Origin of the sequence: Paenibacillus sp. 1781tsa1 (genome assembly GCF_024159265.1) — a bacterium.
In the GTDB taxonomy this organism is placed as follows: domain Bacteria; phylum Bacillota; class Bacilli; order Paenibacillales; family Paenibacillaceae; genus Paenibacillus.
This window is the reverse complement of the sequence record NZ_JAMYWY010000001.1, coordinates 3,190,470-3,208,375: the sequence shown is the minus strand read 5'-3', so window position 1 is coordinate 3,208,375 and position 17,906 is coordinate 3,190,470. Positions and strand designations below refer to the sequence as shown.

The window sequence follows — 17,906 nt, the reverse complement described above, 5'->3', positions numbered from 1 at the left end:
AACCAGTAACCATCCATAATTCTTGGCATAGTAGTTCTATGGTTTGGCATACTGCAAAATGGCTGTAGCCGCACGAATTCGCAGCTCTTCTTCTTCACTGTGCAACGCTTCCTTCAACACATGAATAGCTGCTTGAATTGTGGCTTCATCTATTCCTGTTGAGAAAGTGTGTGTTGCTTCAGTTGCTATGCCGACTGCAAGTCCGCGATCCAGCTGTGCTTGTGAAACGGGATGTTCAAACTTTGCAAGGGTGGATGAATCTTTTAGCAGTGCCTGAACTTTGTCATTTAGCTCAGCGAGAGGAATACGACCCAACCATGTAACCCCGCGGCGGTGACAGATCAAGTCCTCTTCTGTGCCAGCAGAATCATCGTAATAATAATCCCCGATATCCCCAACATACGTCCATTCATCATCGCTAATTAATACATAATCTCCATCCTGCATGAGGTTAGCAAACATATGTAGTGTCTCGAGTGCTCTCGCCAATTCCGTTTCATCCAATCTAGCGTGTTGAACCAACTGTTCCTTCCATAGCTCCGGGGGCGTTTGTTCCAGATCTCCTGTACCGGACCAAGCGATACCAATATAATTTTCTTCCAAAAATGATGCTACTCTGTTGATTCCGTGCACGGTAGACTGGATGTGATACAGATTCATGCTTATCGCCTTCCCTTCAATCATTCGTATGAACATAGTTAACCATTGTAACATTAGCGGTGTCTATATCAAACGTAATGATCTCTTTCCCATATGGCGGGTTATGTGGACCGTAGAAAGTTCTGACTTCCAGAACGGTTCGAAAGCTATAACCACCTTGTGTGCGCCTTTTAAGTTCCAATACGTTCATATCATATAGCCCATAGCCAGGGACCGGCATATGATTTTCTTGATAATAGCTGGTAATCTCACGGGCAATGTATGGGTTGAGTATCGTAAGTGCTAATGCCTTATAGTTTTCTTGTTGTACAAACTCAGGATCTGCATATGTAACATCTGTGGATAGGAAAACACTATTTAACATTAATGTTATAGCTGCAAGTATTGAGAGAAAAATTTGTTTTTGAATTACCATACTCATCCACCTTTTTACTTTCTATTATCCCGAGCGAATGCAAAAGCATACAAAATATGATTACGATCTATTATTTATCCTTAGCTGAGTCGGAAGGTTATTCTGTCATCGGAGTGGCAAGTGTAAATACTCGTTAATTCAACTTATGTATCATACACCTTTGGATATAGTCTCAGGCTATAACTAGGTATAATTTAATGGAATTACATTATAACTCCGGATCTGTGATAAATTTTGTGTAACATAAAAGCAGAGGGGTTTTAAACGATGACAAAAAGTAGTGTATTGGGATATCCGCGTATTGGTGCTGATCGGGAATGGAAGAAAGCGTTGGAAGCGTTCTGGGCAGGCAAATTGGAGGAAACAGAATTTCACGCACGTTTGCAGGAGATCCGCTTAGATCATTTGCGCAAGCAGCAAGCGCAAGGCATCGACCTCATTCCGGTTAATGATTTCAGTTATTACGATCATATCCTGGATACGGCTGTGATGTTCGGCATTATTCCTAAACGTTTTGCTTATGATGGTGGCTCGGTTCCGTTGTCCGTATATTATGGCATTGCCCGGGGAACAAAAGATGCCGCTGCGAGCGAAATGACAAAATGGTTTAACACCAACTATCACTACATCGTACCTGAACTGGATGGGGCTTCCCCAACTCTGACGGAGAACAAACCCCTTCTCGCTTATCGTGAAGCAAAAGAAAAACTCGGCATTGAGGGAAAACCGGTCATTGTTGGACCATTAACCTTCCTGAAACTCTCCAAAGGATATGATAAATCCGAGACAGACGCATGGCTGGATCGCTTGCTTCCACTTTACACTCAATTACTCCAGGAACTTGCGAGTGAAGGTGTTCAGTGGGTTCAGATCGACGAACCTAGTCTGGTCACCAAATTAAACGATGAAGACGTACAGCGCCTTAATAAAATATATGAAACTTTTGCAGCAGCCGTTCCAGGCCTGAATATTATGCTGCAAACGTACTTTGAATCTGTCGAAAACTACAGCGACATTGTGTCATTGCCAGTGCAAGGTGTAGGCCTAGATTTTGTACACGGACTCTCTGGTAACACACAATCTATTCGGACATCCGGTTTCCCGGCAGACAAAGTGCTCGGTGCAGGTATTATTGATGGACGTGGGATCTGGAAAGCTTCCCTTCAAGCAAAACTGAAGTTGCTGAAAGAATTGGCTGAAGTCGTGACGCCTGAACGTATCATCGTGCAATCATCCTGCAGCCTGCTGCATGTGCCCGTTACCACTGAACGTGAGGCAAAACTTACATCTGAACTGAAGAATGCTCTTGCATTTGCAGATGAAAAGCTGGATGAGATTGTTCTTTTGACTACAGCCTTATCTTCACCAAGTGCAGAGATTACGGCCAAAATAGACGAAGCAGAGCTTCCTCTTCAGGCACTTCAGCAATCCGAAGATCGGAACCGCACCGCTGTTCAGAAAGCCGTTGCTTCCATCAGTGTTCAACAGCCAGAGCGCTCCCGTCCTTTTGCCGAGCGTCATGAAGCTCAACAGGCCAAGTGGCAATTACCACTCTTCCCAACGACAACGATTGGTAGTTTCCCACAATCTGCTGAAGTCAGAAAAGCACGTCAGTTGTGGCGCAAAGGTGAGTTGAACAACGAACAGTATGCTGCCTTCATCCGGGAGCAGATTGATATCTGGATTAAGCTTCAGGAAGAGATCGGAATTGACGTGTTAGTGCATGGTGAGTTTGAGCGTACCGATATGGTTGAGTTCTTTGGCGAGAAACTGGCCGGCTTTGCCTTTACACAGTTTGGCTGGGTACAGTCATATGGTTCCCGTTGCGTGAAGCCACCTATTATCTTCGGGGATGTTGCGTTTACGGGTGAAATGACGGTGGAAGAAACGAAATATGCTCAATCGCAGACAGAGCGCCCTGTTAAAGGTATGCTGACTGGCCCGATTACCATCATGAATTGGTCGTTCGTACGCGAAGACATTGCTCGGGAGCAGATTGCCTATCAATTGGCGTATGCGTTGAGACAGGAAGTCGAAGCACTTGAACAGGCAGGTATTGGTATGATCCAGGTCGACGAACCTGCTGTTCGTGAAGGGCTTCCGTTGAAAGAAAATGAACAAGCCGATTACCTGGCCTGGGCAGTCAAAGCGTTCCGTATCTCTACATGCACAGTGCACGAAACGACTCAAATCCATACACATATGTGTTATTGCGAATTCCATGACATGATCGATTCCATCGAAGCCATGGATGCCGATGTTATCTCCATCGAGACATCCCGTAGTCACGGGGAACTGATTCATAGTTTTGAAGAAAATACGTATGAACTGGGTATCGGTCTTGGCGTATATGATATCCATAGTCCACGTGTTCCAAGTGTGGATGAAATGAGCAGCATGATTGAACGTGCCCTGCGTGTTCTTGATCCGAAGCTGTTCTGGATCAACCCGGACTGCGGATTAAAAACCCGTGGACAGGAAGAAACAGTTGCTTCCCTGCGCAACATGGTTGATGCAACCAGAATCGCCCGTTCAAATCACGCTTCAGCTGCTGTATTGTAATCAGCTGCGAAACATCATATTTTCAAAAGCAAAGCCGGACACCCCTTCGTTAAATGGGTGTCCGGCTTTTTATGTTATATTTTTGTAGTTACTTTTATCATAAATTCATCTACTCTAAATTTGGGCCATCTCGAGCGTTCCTGCCCCTTTTCTCACCATCCAACTCTTACGACTAGATACTCTCTTCCAGCCATTGCTGCAATGGGATGTCTTCAGTCAATTCGCCGAACAATATATGTCGGAACTTCCCTTCCTTATCAATGACCAGCGTAGCGGGCAAACCCGTAATACGATACATGCCTGATATGTTACCCGTCACATCAATGATAACCGGAAAATCAAACGCTTGTTTATCCATAAACTCACGAATCGTACCCTTCGATTCCCCCACGTTAACAAACAGGGTTTCCACATCATTCTGATAGTCCTGAGCAATCTGATGAACGAGCGGCATCTCCCTTACACAGGGCGTACACCATGAAGCCCAAAAGTTGATCATGACGGCTTTGCCCCGATAATCCGACAACTTGACTTGCTCACCTGCTGAATTTACCGCTCTGAACTCAGGAGCCACGGCACCCACTTCAATGGCGTTGCCTCGCTCAGACTCGGGTGTCGACACATTTTCGTAAATGGCCCATGCACTTGTAAGCACTGCGACCACGCTAATCAAAATGGTAAGTATACGCTTGTTATTAAACCTCTTATTCTGCAATGAACTCACCTTCACTTTAAGCCAAGACTTTGATGAAATGCTGCATGGAGCGAACCAAATTGATCACGAAAATCATGGGTGGAGCCCTCTCCAACATTGCGTCCATGGTTCATAAATATTACCTGATCCGCAATATCGTCTGCGATCTCCAGCTGATGGGTCGAGAACACGACCATGTGGCCATCCTGTTTGATACCCTTGAGCAGCTGAGCTAACTCCTGCATCCAGAATGGGTCCAATCCATTCGTTGGCTCATCCATGATAAGAAGTGGAGGTTTGGACAGTACAGCCTGGGCGAATAACACACGTTGGCGCATGCCTTTGGAGAAGTTCGTAACCCTTTTGTTCTTTTGATCCTCCAACCCGACCATGATGAGCACTTCCTGCACTCTCTCCTTCGGAACTTTCCTCAGAGAAGCCCAGAATAACAGCATTTCCTCCGCACTCAATCCCTGATTGAATTGATAATCATCCGGCATATATCCAATCTGCTCTGAATAACGCTTGCGTTCCTTCAACCAACGCACATTGTTCACCACAACCTCACCGGAGGTAGGCCGAAGAATTCCTGCGATCATACGCAGCACCGTGCTTTTCCCTGCGCCATTCCCTCCACAGAGGGCAAGCACTTGGCCAGAATTCATGTGAAAGGAGATATCCTCAACAATTGGTTGCTTTTTAATGGATTTTCCCAATCCCAGTACTTCGAGTCCCACCTTATCCATGAGAACGCCCCCTCTCCCAGATCACGTATATGGTCAGGACAGAGCAGGTTATCCAGAACAGGCATATCCCGAAGAAAATCCAACTGCCACTTGGTTGCTGCACCCATTCCACCCATTGATAATATTCCGGTCCCAGAATGGAGCCGCCTCCCAATTTAATGACTACAACCAATCGCACCAGCTCTGCCGGATTGATGAACGTTAGCATAACCAGTAGCGGTTTCACCCACAGATAAGGCATCAATCCCAGCACAGAGAGCAGTAACGTCGGCCATCCAATGACAGCGAAAAACCATACGGTCACCGAGATGGTCAATGCCTGCCACCGATTGCGCGACAACGAACCGATAAATAGAGCCAGCGTCAGGAATAACAACACCAGTCCACGCGAGAATGCCAGAAATAGAAGATATGTCATGACATCCAGTGAATTCCCGATTACTCCGCTAATCACTCCCATCAGGCCGTATCCAAACGCAACAATGGTGATTAATACAATCGACAACCCAACATACTTGCCCACAATAAAGGACATCGTACCGATGGGATATGTCGCCAACAATTGCCAACTTCCATCTTCCTTTTCGGATGTTAATGAGAAGGAACCGAGGAACAGCGTCATTAGTGGCAAAAGGTAGAGAATCAGATTCAACATCGAACCTGTTGTGCCCGAATATCCTTGAACCAAATTCTGCGAATTCAGGAGTAACAAGCTTAAGCTAAATGTGCAAAAAAGAATCAGAAACGAATACGCCCAGGGATTGCGAAATCCCATCTTCACTTCTCGTCTTGCAATCTGTATCATATCTGCCATCATTGATCACCATTTTCTATTGTCATACCTAGTGACCTGACTCTTCTTTCATCTCACCTTCCTGGTGTGTGCCTTCACTTTCCTCTTGTTCACCATGTTCCTGTTCCTCGTGCCCATGTTCACCCATCATGTCCATATTCTCTGTATTCTGTTTCCAGTCATGCGATGCAAGATCCTCAGCGGTCATAACGGTCCCCACACCTTGCTCTGCAACGAATGCTTCAGCCGAAGCCTTGTCCTTAAAGTTAAGAATCCCATAGGCCATAGGCGTGCGCAATGAAGCATCATATACATACGTGGCTTTGCTGTATTCAATCCATTCCTTGTCATTATAATCACGCACATAGTCCATGCCGATGTTATCTGTGCCATTTTCTGTTTTCCACTGGTTCATGCAGCCGATATCATCGAACTTGTAATTTTGGCCGTCTTTCGTAGTGAGCTGTGTTGCATATGCATCGTCCTTCACCTGCATTTTACAGATCGCACAGATATCCACATCTTCATTAATCGGCAATGCCGCGTATTTTGTTCCGCAAGCTGTTAACAATACGATGCCAAACATAAGTACCATAAGCATTGACCATCTTCCGTTCAAGCTTTTGTTCATTTTCGTAATACCCCCATATTGATAATTATAAAAGTTGCTATACCCAACAGAACTAGTCCAATGATCCAAACCACATGGTTACCTGTAGCTATTTCCACTGGCATGTGCAGGTCAGATCCCTTATCCATGCTCATTCGTGGCGACTTGTCGGTAGTCCACTGTTCTCTGCCTTCTGTAAACAAGTCACTCAGAAAAACCATGCCCGGTGATTGAAAAAAGAGCTGATACGCAGAATTTCGACTGACCAGTTGCTCATAAAAAGGATTAATGGCATAGGAGATTTCACTGATTCCGTCCTGATTTAGATCGAGCCCCTGAAAGGAGTCCCAGTAATTCTCCATCATGACATTATTCGAGCTATCCAAGGCCGAAGCTTCAATAACATTGGATATCAATTGGTTACGTGTAAACTCGTTAGCTTCTGCCAGAACCAGCTGGATGCCAACAAAATTCCGAAGCACCGCATTGCCACGGATCTCATTCTCCGAAGATTCAGCAATATTCATGCCGACACGGTTACCCTCCACCACATTGTTGAGAACGGAAGATTGATGTACGTCATACAACAGAATGCCTTGGGAATGAACATTGGTACTCTGTTTGCGAAAAGAATTACCAGATATAACCGTATTCTTGACGCCCATGATCATGGCACCTGTCATGTTCTCCTCTCCGGTATTATCCATGACAGAAGAACCGTCAATGTACATGCAATGGATGCCATACCTTGTATGTACCAGCCTGTTATTTCGAACGGTAGATTTGCGACTGTTCTCCAGATAGATGCCATCCCTCATGCCAGTGATCTCATTGGAGTCAATATAGCTATCATGGGCGTTATACAGATCTATTCCATTGCCTTTCTGGCTGCTGGTTGCAGAACCAGACCCCACCCAAGTGATCTTGTTCCGCTGAATCGTTGCCTGACTCGAATTCCGGATAATCATGCCAAAACCCTGGGTCTGAATATGCAGATCCGTGATCTCACTATTGTTCCCTTCAACCTGAATGGCTGCAGTCTGTTCATTCGTATCATGTTCAATTGTAAAACCGCTCAACTTTACCCCATGCGAACGAATCATTACTGTAGATGTGGCTTCCGCATTAACAACTACGACCGTAGAGTCACCCTGAATGGTAATGTCCTTATCAATCGTTACGGGGCCTGAATATCGGCCTGATTCAAGTACAATGACATCTCCGGATGCAGAACGGTCAATTATAGGCTGGAGGGGAATGAGATCACGTTCTACAGAGGCGGCGATGGCCTTATCCTGCGGGAAATACAATAGGGTAATCAGCATGCCAATCAGAAAAGGTAGAGCCAGACCACTGCTTTTCTTGCAACAGCCGAACACACGCAACCTTTCCCAAAAATTACTCATGATTCATCCCGCGCAAATCTGGCTCCTTGTTGCTGAGGTGTATTGCTGTGGCGTTGTGTTTAACAGATCTTACGTCAATCTCAAACATACTTGGGCTGTACACACCATCCCTCCATTCCACTCAGAATCAACTCTCCATGTTCCTCTTCCATTGAAGCAACGTAATAAATGAAGCGTTATCACAATCCTGATCACAGTGTACTTAAAACGAATTTTTTTCCATATAGCTCAATTAGGCTATAGACAGCACATTTTTGTGTCGATATTGTGATGTAACCAAAAAAAGCCGCCATAATGGCGACTTCTAAGTGATCCGATTATTCAAATGGATAGGTCCAAAATGTTTCTTTACCAAAGCGTTTCTTGATTTCTTCATCATTCAGCTCACGATTTCCGACAAGTTCTGCTGCCTGGAATTGTGAACGATGGGCACGAATGGATGCCATCTTTTGACTTAAGTATCCAGTCACATCAACGAATACATCTGCTTTGCCAATGAACTGTTCATGATTATTCGAAAACGCAACACAGTGAACCACTGGGCGCTCAGCTACAGGAAGACGAGTAATCGTGCGAATGACGGCTTCTCCGGTAGCATCATGATCGGGATGAACACTGAAACCCGGATAGAAAGTGATGACGAGTGACGGTTTCAGTTCCTCAAGCAGTGCCATAATACGATCGTCGAGCAGCTGCGGGTCTTCAAACTCAATCATTTTATCGTGGAAACCAAGCATTCTTAAATCCTGAATTCCAATCGCTGCGGAAGCTTCAATTAGTTCTTGCTTGCGAATCGCAGGCAATGTGACTCTGTTGGCAAAGGGAGGAATGCCCATGTTGCGCCCCATCTCGCCAAGTGTCAGACAAGCGTAGGTTACATGGGCACCGCCATCTATGTATTTGGCTAACGTACCCGATACAGAGAAAGCTTCATCATCCGGATGTGGATACACCACCAAGATTCGCTCATGCTCATTGTGTGTAGTATTCATGGTTTTTCCATCCTCCACTTTCATCAGAACATCTCCCGACTCAGTTGTAACGCCACAACCAGCTTGCCTTGAGTGTCGTGACCAGCCAGAATAAGTCTTTCGTTTTCCAGTTCGTCAATATGTGTAAGACCCTCGGCATATATCCATCCCTGAGTGGTTTTTAGACCTACCCGGTATGGACCCGTACCCGAAATAGAGCCCTGCGTATATCGTATGGCCGCATTGGTAATGAATGCCGAAGCCGGATGCTTCGAACTGTCATAGTGATGTGCATATGCACCAGACGTGAGTTCGAGATGTACGTATAAGTCCTGATCAGCAAGTTCACTGATTCGGAGCTGAATATCTTGAGGTTTGATCGGTTGCATGGCGGCCTCCTTATTTAATGTAATTGTTCGAATTCCATTTTAACATAACCACGAGAGAATATACATGGAAGGACCGAGTCATCACGGTTGAGGGATACAATGTTGAAAAACAAGAACAGATTTGTGCGTTTTTTTCTCTTTTTAATCACAGAAATATCTATATGATGAAGTGTAGGCAAAAAATCGCCTATAATGAACACCCTAAATCTTAAATAAATCTTGCTCCAACGTGTTGGGAAAGGAGTTAAATTTGAAATGAAACCGATAATACAGCTGCTTCATTTCGGCTATCATCAGGCGATGAGCTGCATATTTCCTGTAGCGATCTTTGGAACATTGGCCCTATCCAGCGTAATCCCAATTCCTTTTCTTTATCGATATGATGCCATCCTGCTCGTATTACTTGTTGTGCAGTACCTGATGTATCGAAGCGGCTTGGAAACCCGGGATGAAATCAAGGTCATCTGTGTATTTCACATGATTGGCCTGGTGTTGGAGATCTATAAAGTATGGATGGGCTCATGGTCATACCCTGAGCCAGCGTACACCAAAATCTTTGGTGTCCCTCTTTATAGTGGATTCATGTATGCAAGTGTAGCCAGCTTTATGTGTCAGGTGTGGCGAAGACTGCGAATGGATATGACTGGCTGGCCTGGTTTATTACCTTCCATTCTGCTCGGAGCAGCCATTTATATCAACTTTTTCACCCATCATTTTATTCCCGATTTTCGCTGGTGGCTGACGGCGCTTGTATTTATTGTCTTCTGGAAAACGTGGATTATCTACCGGGTGCGAGCAACAACCTATCGAATGCCGTTATCCATTGCTTTTGTTATTGTTGGTTTCTTCATCTGGACTGCGGAGAATATCGCTACATTCTTCAATGGCTGGAAATATCCTGATCAGCATGATGCCTGGCAACTGGTTAGCTTTAGCAAGATCAGTTCGTGGTTCCTGCTGGTGATCATCAGCGTCATCATCGTTGCGCAGCTCAAACATGTGAAAGCCAATCGAACAACAGATGATCCTGTGTAATATCCATCATCACATCTATATGAATCATCTTTCAACATTCAATGAGCCGCTGTCATTCGCATCTTCAATTCGTTTGCTTGCTATAAGTTCGCCCTCAACATTATAAGCTTGAATTATATAAGGGATATCTGCTGCGGATGGCAGGAAGGCATACCAGATCAGCTGGTCCCGACTCACTTCAACCAATTTGGTTTCTATCGCTACTGGTTTTCCATTTTGCTTGATCTCAACAGTTACACGTCTGATGATTGGGTCTATTATGTCACCAAACAACATGGGAAACGGGGCCGAGACTTTATCCAACTTCGGTATATTCATATAATTCAAAGCAAACTTGGTGTCTAGACCCTCACTTATGGAATAACCCCCGCCCCATACCCATTTCCATCCGAAAATGTTCTTGCGGGTATACTCCATTTGAAGATTACTGTTGTTTTCCCGCCCCTTTTTTTGTGTGAACAAAATCATGCCTCCGTCTACGGCCTCCTGATGAATAAATTGGGAGGTATAAAACTCACCTCTAAATTCCTGAACTGCGCTCTCAGGACTGTTCGCTATAGGAATATGTATAGGTTCACTCAATCCCCAAAGCTTGGATATCCGTTGATCAGCTAGCCCGCCTGCACGTTCATTCATATACATATATGTCAGGACTAACAAGGGGGACAGTAAAATTACCATTGCCGCGATTAGCAGGATTCTCCTGTTACGTTTGGACATCTCCAAGTGCACTCCTTATAATAACGATGAAATATTAAATACAATCACTCTGATATTACCATAATTAGCATATGGATTCTTGGTTGAGTCCAATTCGTCCAATCAAAAAAGGTCGCCAACGGCGACCTTTCAAGTCATTCATCGAAGCTATTCTCCCAGAAAGATGACTTCGGTTTCCAATTCAACCTGGAACGTATCATATACTTTCTTCTGAATAAATTGGATCAGATCCATATAATCCTGGGCAGTAGCGTGATCCACATTTACGATAAAACCTGCATGCTTCATGGAGATCTCTGCGCCTCCGATGCGAGTGCCCTGCAAGTTACAATCCTGAATCAGTTTACCGGCAAAATGTCCTTCAGGTCGTTTAAATACACTTCCACAAGAGGGGAACTCAAGCGGCTGCTTGGATTCTCTCAGGAACGTTAGCTCCTTCATTTTGCTTGCAATATCTTCCTTGTTTCCTTTTTTGAGTCCGAATTCGGCCTCCAGTATGATATAGTGATCCATCTTGAAGAGACTATTTCGATAACCAAACTTCATCTCTTCTCGCGGGATCTCCAACACTGCACCGTCTTTGGTGATCACAGTTGCTCGTTCAACAACATCTGCGATCTGACCGCCATAGGCACCCGCATTCATATAAAGTGCGCCCCCCGTGCTTCCGGGAATACCACAGGCAAACTCCAAACCAGTTAAGCTATGCTCCAAAGCAAGTCTGGATACATCAATGATGTCAACGCCGCTTTGCGCAATCATGCTGTCCTCATTCACTTTAATTTGATCGAAATGACTAAGGGAAATGGTTACGCCACGGATGCCTTCATCTTTAATGATGACGTTGGAGCCTTTGCCAATAACCGTCAGCGGCAATTGATGTATGTTGGCAATCTCTACGATTTTAGTGATTTCGTCTATCGTTGTTGGATGGATGAGGATATCTGCTTTGCCACCAATTTTAATAAACGTGTGATTTTTTAGCGGTTCATTAAATTTCACTTTTTCCAAAGGTATGTGTTGCTCAAAAATATTCATGATTTTCTCTCCCTGCGTTCTCAAAAAGAACATGATTCCTCTATTTTAAATGGAAAAGCACTCACATTACAATCCATCACAGTTATTTCAGTTCACTGAGCCGTATAATGTATCCTTTCTTCCCTCTATTCTGATATATGATATTCACCTAACCATGAGGGATGTTACTTTCTTAATTCGTATGAGCAAAAATATAAAAAAACGCTACTGACAACTTCAGTAGCGTTTAGTGTGTATCTCAATTTAATTGTTGTGTAAATCAAGGTTTTACGTGGTTGGGATATCCGTATCCGTCAGCTCCACGGACAGTTTCCATAGACGAAGAGCTTGCTCAGGATCAATCGCATATTCCTTCACCCCGTAGAAACCTCCATCTTCGGGAGCCATTTCACTGATGTCACAATCCTCGCAGTAGACACCGCCTTTGCCCTCAAGCTGAGGAGAGGTTGCTGCCCAGACTTGCGTTGCCGCCCCCTGCTCAGGTGTTTTGAACGCCGGATTGGCGACTTGTCCAGATTCATCAATCCATCCCAGAGCAATCATCTCATCTTTCGGCATATGACGCTGCAACGGCGTCATTATTCCACCTGGATGAACCGAGAACGCACGCACTCCCTGTTCAGCACCACGTCTGTCCAGCTCAACGCTGAATAAAATGGTTGCTGTCTTGGACTGTCCATAAGCAGGGAATTTCTCATAACCATGTTCAAACTGGATGTCATCCCAACGAATTGGTGAGAAATGATGTCCCGCTGATGCCAAGGAAACAACACGTGCGCCACCCTGACTTGAGAGTGCTGGCCATAACAGATTAGTCAGTGCAAAGTGGCCTAGGTGATTGGTTGCAAATTGAGCTTCCCAGCCCGGACCTACCCTTGTCTCCGGACAAGCCATGATACCCGCATTAAGAATCAGCATGTCGATATTGCGATCACTCTCCAGAAACCGCTCGGCAAAAGCACGAACGCTGGATAAATCAGCGAGGTCCAGTGCATCTATCTCAACACCTTCCAGACCAGAGAGTGCTTCCTGGGCAACCGCTGGACGACGCGCAGTCACCACTACCCGCGCCCCCGCACTAACAAGCGCACGTGTCGTCTCGAGCCCCAATCCTGAATAACCGCCTGTTACAATAGCAAGCTGTCCTGACAAGTCGAGATCTCTCAATACATCCTGCGCTGTACTGTTATGGTTGAAGCCAGAGCCCATTTTACGTTGTAAAGTTTTGAAATTATTTTCTTGTGTCATATTGTTCAACTCCTTGGCAATAGTTTTTCTTTTGCCAAGTCTACACCTTAGAGTGTGGTCTAAGTCAAATGGGTTATTCCCCATGGCAGAGAATCGGAACCCATAGTTCCAGCCTATGAACTTATCCATAATCAGTATTTCCCTTGTTTCCTTCCAGTTTGTAAACTATGGAGAAAACCTCAAGGAGTGATGAGCATATGGAACTCTCAGTAAAGCAACTGTTCGATAAGGTAGCGCAAGATTATGATGTGCAGCGAAAACAGCTTATCCCTTGTTTTGATGATTTCTATGGAATGGCTCTGAATCTAATGGAATGTTCGCTCGATTCGCCACGTATTCTTGATCTGGGTGCAGGAACGGGGCTTCTCTCAGGATTAGTCCTGCAAAAGTATCCCAACGCACGATTAACCTTAATCGACATCAGTGATCAGATGCTCGAAGGGGCACGTCGAAGGTTTGCTGATGCTACACATGTAGAGTACTTGGTCGGGGATTACTCAAAGTATAACTTTACCAGTTCCTACGATATGATTATTTCCTCCCTGTCTATTCACCATCTGACCCACGCTGACAAGAGAAAGGTATTTGAAATTGTACATAAGCTGTTAGAACCAGGTGGTCGCTTCATTAACGCAGATCAGGTTCAGGGAAGAACCCCCGATACAGACACCTATTACCGCGAGCGGTGGTTAGAAGCAATTCATCAAAGTGGTTTGTCTGAGGAAGCCATCTCGGCTTCGATTGAAAGACGCAAAGTGGATATCAATGCCACGCTGGAGGATCAGTTTGTGTGGTTGGAAGAAGCGGGGTTTCCTGTGGTTGATTGCATGTACAAATCCTTGGACTTTGCGGTATTTTACGCGCAAAAATAAGAAAGAGACCGGATTAGAAGCGAATACTATGCCATGATCCGGTCTTCTCCCTTAATTTTCATTCTGAATCACTTATTTCAGCGATGCTGGAAGCTTAACCCCAAGAAGTTTGCCTTCGGCTTGAATGATGATCATTCCGTTTGTCTTCAACGTCGTGTTGTGCAGGTCACCACCGGTGGAGACTCGAAAAGCAGGCTGCCCCGTCATCATGTTGAGTGCAAGCAGGGTGCCGTTACGTTGCGCTCGATACATGCCTTTACCATATACATCAATCTGAGAAACGGGAGCATCACCATGCCACTGCACCTCCTGACCATTTGCCAGCTTAATGCCTGTGAGCTCTCCTGTATTGGCATTTTTGAAGATCAACCGTTCCTGTGTAATGCCAACCCACACCATATTTTCTCCATGAGGGCTATGAAAAGTTCGAAGTGGCTTGGGTTCCGACTTGGTTGAGGTCAACGAGTACTCCGCTATCTTATCCCCTTGTAAAATGTATAGTTTATCTTTACTCGCAAAAATTCCGCCATACCCTTTCACATAGGGTGGATCACCAGGAATTTTCCAAGTGTACTCCTGACTTCCTTTTAACATACCAGTCTTCAAGTTGTACGCATTAACTTTCCATTTGCGTTCAGGTGAAGACTCGTCATATTCCAACATCGGAGAATAGTAGTCCGCTGAGTATACAAGACCGTCTTTGATCTGCAGAGCCTTCCCCTGACCAAAATGACCCCATAGCTTCTTGCCCGTTTTCTTGTCATATGCATTAAGCTGAGTGGACGTGAGTGCTCCTTGGACTAAAAAGGTTCTCAGTACCACACCATTCGACTCTTCAAGATATTCGGTACCATGGCCTTCACCCAGCGGTTCATCTGCCGTCCAACGCAGTTTACCTGACTTGATATCCAAAGCAAACGTTGTACTCCCCTTAATCACGTAGAGGGTATCCATCGTTGGAATCAAGACTTCTGTACGTTGATACGTATCAATCCAGGTGGATGTGACAGATTGCCATTTTGCTTTGCCTGTTTTTGCATTCAAGGCATAAGGCTTATGATCACTGGTCAGTCCGTAAAGGATGCCGTTTTGATAGGTGATGTAAGGTGTCAGATCTTTGCCGTAAGTCCACAGCCGTTTACCTGTTGTCGCATCGAGTGCAATCAGCTTTGAACCAGCAAACGTGAATACTTTGCCTTCTTCAGCAATAGCATTAGCTCCGATGTACGTCTCATTCATATTCAGATAGTTATCTACATTTGCTGTCCAAGTAGGTTTCAGTTCAGGTACAGTGATTCGCTGATACGAATACCAGTTACGAATGGATACATCCGATGCTTCAGCATGTGCCTGAGATGGCAGCACGCCAAGGACTCCGTGAACCATCAGTATTCCGGCAGTAAGGCCAGCAATGATGGGTCTGCCTGTTCTTCTTTTCCATTGCTTCATTGCGTGACGTTTATGTCGATTGATCATAGAAAGTGATTCCTCCTGTGAAAAATGAGCCTATATATAACTTCATAAAATATAACGAGCAGTGAGGCCGAAAAGTTACCCGATTGTTAAATTATTCTAAAACATCAAAAAAGCCGCCATAAGGCGACTTCCTGAATACGACATTATTTATAGACACGTTGGGAACGTGAATTTGTAAGCGAGATCCCTGCTTTACTTTAATTCAATCTGGAATACATCACCGGCGTCACCACCAAAAACGATAAAACCACTTTTCGGGAGATTCGTCGATTTCTGATTGGTTGCTACAGAGAAGTCAACCATTTCCCCTTGTTCATCATACACTGCGTAACCTCCGCTCTTCGGAGAATCCACCGTAATGGATTTGTTCGCCGATCGGGCGTCGATCGTATACCACCTTGCTTGACCGTTTGCCGGGATAGTCGTCATTCCTTTTTTACCACCAAAGATTGGATTAATTGCATCCTCTGCAATGTATTCCTGCCCATCCTGGATCAAAATCTCGGCACCATTCTTCGTGTAAAATTGCAGATCAAATGCGTCTCTTCCGTTCATCACAGGAATCTGGGCGATATTCTGTGCATTATTCGCATCCATGATTTCCGTGCCATTGGCGAAACCATTTTGAGCATCAACAGACAGATTTTTGATCAGCATCGATGGAAGCAGATAAAAGATCGATGTTATTTTTTCATCCAGTGCGTAATATTTCGAACCGTCACGAGCTGTCCATTTCTCTTTTGTTGTTGCGTCCAGCGCATGTTGATCCAGTTTTTGATAATCATATGTGTTCATTATGGTTTGGCCTATGCCTGGTAGCGTTATAACGCCATTAACTTTAACATACACCTTGTCATTACGTTCCTTCACAAAACTGACTTTCACGCTGCCATCTGAACTAGTAAAATGTTCATCGCCTGTGTACACATAGTTCTGCTCTGGAATAATACCACCCAGCAATGCTGGCAATTTGAACTCGTCATCCTTGATCTTTATGTCCAACGTCTCTCCTACCGTACCATAGAGACCGGAGTACGCGCTTAATTCCCTGGGCATCTTCACTTTGTTGGGTGACGAGAAGGTCTGATCGGGTTTAACCTTGTCAATGATACCTTGATCCGCCAGAACTTCCAGCAGCACTTTGCTGGCAAACATCTGATTGTAGACGGAAGATCCGCCAGAGGATAGGACCGCCATTGAAATATCATGTTCCGGTATGGTGATTAACACGGCATGGTACAACATGGTATCTCCGCCTTTGGCAAGCGCTTTAATCCCATAATCGCTAAAGGGTGCAAGGTCAACCGAATCCCACCCCAAGCCATAATTGATCGTATTTTGCTCATCTGATACCCACATGCCCTTACGATATTCATGTGATTGCATGGCCTTCACTGCAGATTCGGAAAGAATATCCGGTCTGTTCCCCATTAAAACCTCTCCGAATTGACTCAACTCCTCTGCGGTGGAGTACACTCCGCCTGTACCGATAATGTTTGCATTTTCGGTCGGCATCTTCATTGCAAGTGTTGGCCAATAGGTTTCGGATAACTGCTTTCTATCAAAGTCATCCAGTGGCGTCTTCGTTGAATCCAATTTCAACGGCTCGCTGAAATACTGGTCGATATATTCGCTGTAGGTTAACCCACTTACCCGTTCCACCATAAGCTCCAGCAACTGGAAGCCATCATTGCAGTAGACAGAATAAGCTCCCGGCTTGGATTTCAGTTTTTCGGACTGGAGTTTGAGCAATAGTTCGTCATGATTACGGGTGTCATTATCGTCAAACAACATGCTGTTTCCATAATGTGTGCCGTAAAGACCGGATGAATGGTTCATCAACATACGCGGTGTAATTTGAGTATAGCGCTCATCTGCCATTTTAAAGTCCTTGATATACGAAGTAAGCGGCTCATCCAGATCAATTTTGCCGGAATCAACCAGCTTCATGGCAGCTGCCGTAACAACCATTTTGCTAACCGAACCTATGCCATACATGCTTTCCTTGTCTATTGGCTTCTGTGATGCCTTGTCGTGCAATCCAACACTATCTGATAAAATGAATTCCCCTTCATCCATGATTGCATATTGGACACTGGTGACACCGTAGTTTTGCACCATCTCCGTGGCGATCTGCTCCGCCCGTTCCTCAATCGTTGTAGTGGTATTCGCCTCTGCGCTGACACCTGACATCGGTGTAATTACAAGTACCGCTGTACATAAAAGACTAATTAATTTTTTCATCCTCATGTCCTCCCTCACATATTCTTA

17 protein-coding genes are annotated in these 17,906 nt (G+C 44.9%); 3 read left to right on the top strand and 14 right to left on the bottom strand.

What is annotated here, in order from left to right; genetic code table 11:
* Nucleotides 1-36: 36 nt before the first annotated feature.
* Nucleotides 37-660, bottom strand: coding sequence for a hypothetical protein (locus tag NKT06_RS14320; protein WP_253435430.1), 624 nt, complete (start codon nucleotides 658-660; stop codon nucleotides 37-39).
* 16 nt (nucleotides 661-676) lie between these two features.
* Nucleotides 677-1,075 carry a DUF3888 domain-containing protein gene (locus NKT06_RS14315; RefSeq protein ID WP_253435427.1) on the bottom strand — a complete coding sequence of 133 codons (399 nt, stop codon included), beginning with the start codon at nucleotides 1,073-1,075 and terminating at the stop codon, nucleotides 677-679.
* Nucleotides 1,076-1,342: 267 nt separating this feature from the next.
* Here NKT06_RS14315 and metE point away from each other — a divergent pair, with 267 nt between their 5' ends.
* Nucleotides 1,343-3,637 (top strand): 5-methyltetrahydropteroyltriglutamate--homocysteine S-methyltransferase, encoded by a 2,295-nt coding sequence (gene metE / locus NKT06_RS14310; RefSeq protein WP_253435424.1) that lies wholly within the window; start codon nucleotides 1,343-1,345, stop codon nucleotides 3,635-3,637.
* Between the two features lie 172 nt (nucleotides 3,638-3,809).
* Here the strand turns inward: metE and NKT06_RS14305 are convergent, their stop codons facing one another.
* The 7 genes from NKT06_RS14305 to NKT06_RS14275 form a co-directional block, all read right to left on the bottom strand.
* Nucleotides 3,810-4,352 carry a redoxin domain-containing protein gene (locus NKT06_RS14305; RefSeq protein ID WP_301289941.1) on the bottom strand — a complete coding sequence of 181 codons (543 nt, stop codon included), beginning with the start codon at nucleotides 4,350-4,352 and terminating at the stop codon, nucleotides 3,810-3,812.
* Nucleotides 4,353-4,363: 11 nt separating this feature from the next.
* Complete coding sequence (locus NKT06_RS14300; protein ID WP_253435419.1) at nucleotides 4,364-5,077, bottom strand: ABC transporter ATP-binding protein; 714 nt, start codon at nucleotides 5,075-5,077, stop codon at nucleotides 4,364-4,366.
* A complete protein-coding gene (locus tag NKT06_RS14295) occupies nucleotides 5,070-5,891 on the bottom strand; it encodes an ABC transporter permease (RefSeq protein WP_253442565.1) in 822 nt (273 codons plus the stop codon). The genes NKT06_RS14300 and NKT06_RS14295 overlap by 8 nt, the downstream gene beginning before the upstream one ends.
* Nucleotides 5,892-5,919: 28 nt before the next feature.
* On the bottom strand, nucleotides 5,920-6,501 hold the full coding sequence (locus tag NKT06_RS14290) for a nitrous oxide reductase accessory protein NosL (protein ID WP_253435416.1): 582 nt from the start codon (nucleotides 6,499-6,501) through the stop codon (nucleotides 5,920-5,922).
* Nucleotides 6,498-7,886, bottom strand: coding sequence for a right-handed parallel beta-helix repeat-containing protein (locus NKT06_RS14285; RefSeq protein WP_253435414.1), 1,389 nt, complete (start codon nucleotides 7,884-7,886; stop codon nucleotides 6,498-6,500). The genes NKT06_RS14290 and NKT06_RS14285 overlap by 4 nt, the downstream gene beginning before the upstream one ends.
* 317 nt (nucleotides 7,887-8,203) lie before the next feature.
* Complete coding sequence (gene bshB2, locus NKT06_RS14280) at nucleotides 8,204-8,878, bottom strand: bacillithiol biosynthesis deacetylase BshB2 (protein ID WP_253435411.1); 675 nt, start codon at nucleotides 8,876-8,878, stop codon at nucleotides 8,204-8,206.
* Nucleotides 8,879-8,901: 23 nt separating this feature from the next.
* Nucleotides 8,902-9,246, bottom strand: coding sequence for a YojF family protein (locus NKT06_RS14275; protein ID WP_253435407.1), 345 nt, complete (start codon nucleotides 9,244-9,246; stop codon nucleotides 8,902-8,904).
* A 255-nt stretch (nucleotides 9,247-9,501) separates the two neighbouring features.
* Between NKT06_RS14275 and NKT06_RS14270 the strand changes: the two genes are divergently transcribed.
* Entirely contained in the window at nucleotides 9,502-10,281 is a 780-nt protein-coding gene (locus NKT06_RS14270) for a DUF817 domain-containing protein (protein ID WP_253435404.1), read from the top strand.
* Between the two features lie 24 nt (nucleotides 10,282-10,305).
* On the opposite strand, the gene NKT06_RS14265 is transcribed toward NKT06_RS14270, so the two are convergent.
* The 3 genes from NKT06_RS14265 to NKT06_RS14255 all read right to left on the bottom strand — a co-directional run bounded on the left by NKT06_RS14265 (nucleotide 10,306) and on the right by NKT06_RS14255 (nucleotide 13,287).
* Complete coding sequence (locus NKT06_RS14265; RefSeq protein ID WP_253435401.1) at nucleotides 10,306-11,001, bottom strand: hypothetical protein; 696 nt, start codon at nucleotides 10,999-11,001, stop codon at nucleotides 10,306-10,308.
* Nucleotides 11,002-11,148: 147 nt separating this feature from the next.
* Nucleotides 11,149-12,039, bottom strand: a complete 891-nt coding sequence (murB, locus tag NKT06_RS14260; protein WP_253435398.1) for a UDP-N-acetylmuramate dehydrogenase — start codon at nucleotides 12,037-12,039, stop codon at nucleotides 11,149-11,151.
* 267 nt (nucleotides 12,040-12,306) lie between these two features.
* A complete protein-coding gene (locus NKT06_RS14255) occupies nucleotides 12,307-13,287 on the bottom strand; it encodes an SDR family NAD(P)-dependent oxidoreductase (RefSeq protein ID WP_253435395.1) in 981 nt (326 codons plus the stop codon).
* 197 nt (nucleotides 13,288-13,484) lie between these two features.
* Between NKT06_RS14255 and NKT06_RS14250 the strand changes: the two genes are divergently transcribed.
* Complete coding sequence (locus tag NKT06_RS14250; RefSeq protein WP_253435392.1) at nucleotides 13,485-14,159, top strand: class I SAM-dependent methyltransferase; 675 nt, start codon at nucleotides 13,485-13,487, stop codon at nucleotides 14,157-14,159.
* Between the two features lie 72 nt (nucleotides 14,160-14,231).
* Here the strand turns inward: NKT06_RS14250 and NKT06_RS14245 are convergent, their stop codons facing one another.
* Together NKT06_RS14245 and NKT06_RS14240 are read right to left on the bottom strand one after the other, a co-directional pair.
* Entirely contained in the window at nucleotides 14,232-15,635 is a 1,404-nt protein-coding gene (locus NKT06_RS14245) for an outer membrane protein assembly factor BamB family protein (RefSeq protein WP_253435389.1), read from the bottom strand.
* Nucleotides 15,636-15,827: 192 nt separating this feature from the next.
* Nucleotides 15,828-17,879, bottom strand: coding sequence for a serine hydrolase domain-containing protein (locus NKT06_RS14240; RefSeq protein WP_253435385.1), 2,052 nt, complete (start codon nucleotides 17,877-17,879; stop codon nucleotides 15,828-15,830).
* Between the last annotated feature and the right edge of the window lie 27 nt (nucleotides 17,880-17,906).

What these genes read in the sequence shown, in the direction of transcription:
- metE (WP_253435424.1), top strand. Translation starts at nt 1,343, where the DNA reads ATGACAAAAAGTAGTGTATTGGGATATCCGCGTATTGGTGCTGATCGG.
- NKT06_RS14265 (WP_253435401.1), bottom strand. Translation starts at nt 11,001, where the DNA reads ATGTCCAAACGTAACAGGAGAATCCTGCTAATCGCGGCAATGGTAATT.
- murB (WP_253435398.1), bottom strand. Translation starts at nt 12,039, where the DNA reads ATGAATATTTTTGAGCAACACATACCTTTGGAAAAAGTGAAATTTAAT.
- NKT06_RS14245 (WP_253435389.1), bottom strand. Translation starts at nt 15,635, where the DNA reads ATGATCAATCGACATAAACGTCACGCAATGAAGCAATGGAAAAGAAGA.
- NKT06_RS14250 (WP_253435392.1), top strand. Translation starts at nt 13,485, where the DNA reads ATGGAACTCTCAGTAAAGCAACTGTTCGATAAGGTAGCGCAAGATTAT.
- NKT06_RS14275 (WP_253435407.1), bottom strand. Translation starts at nt 9,246, where the DNA reads ATGCAACCGATCAAACCTCAAGATATTCAGCTCCGAATCAGTGAACTT.
- NKT06_RS14290 (WP_253435416.1), bottom strand. Translation starts at nt 6,501, where the DNA reads ATGAACAAAAGCTTGAACGGAAGATGGTCAATGCTTATGGTACTTATG.
- NKT06_RS14240 (WP_253435385.1), bottom strand. Translation starts at nt 17,879, where the DNA reads ATGAAAAAATTAATTAGTCTTTTATGTACAGCGGTACTTGTAATTACA.
- NKT06_RS14320 (WP_253435430.1), bottom strand. Translation starts at nt 660, where the DNA reads ATGAATCTGTATCACATCCAGTCTACCGTGCACGGAATCAACAGAGTA.
- NKT06_RS14300 (WP_253435419.1), bottom strand. Translation starts at nt 5,077, where the DNA reads ATGGATAAGGTGGGACTCGAAGTACTGGGATTGGGAAAATCCATTAAA.
- NKT06_RS14285 (WP_253435414.1), bottom strand. Translation starts at nt 7,886, where the DNA reads ATGAGTAATTTTTGGGAAAGGTTGCGTGTGTTCGGCTGTTGCAAGAAA.
- NKT06_RS14270 (WP_253435404.1), top strand. Translation starts at nt 9,502, where the DNA reads ATGAAACCGATAATACAGCTGCTTCATTTCGGCTATCATCAGGCGATG.
- bshB2 (WP_253435411.1), bottom strand. Translation starts at nt 8,878, where the DNA reads ATGAATACTACACACAATGAGCATGAGCGAATCTTGGTGGTGTATCCA.
- NKT06_RS14255 (WP_253435395.1), bottom strand. Translation starts at nt 13,287, where the DNA reads ATGACACAAGAAAATAATTTCAAAACTTTACAACGTAAAATGGGCTCT.
- NKT06_RS14315 (WP_253435427.1), bottom strand. Translation starts at nt 1,075, where the DNA reads ATGGTAATTCAAAAACAAATTTTTCTCTCAATACTTGCAGCTATAACA.
- NKT06_RS14295 (WP_253442565.1), bottom strand. Translation starts at nt 5,891, where the DNA reads ATGGCAGATATGATACAGATTGCAAGACGAGAAGTGAAGATGGGATTT.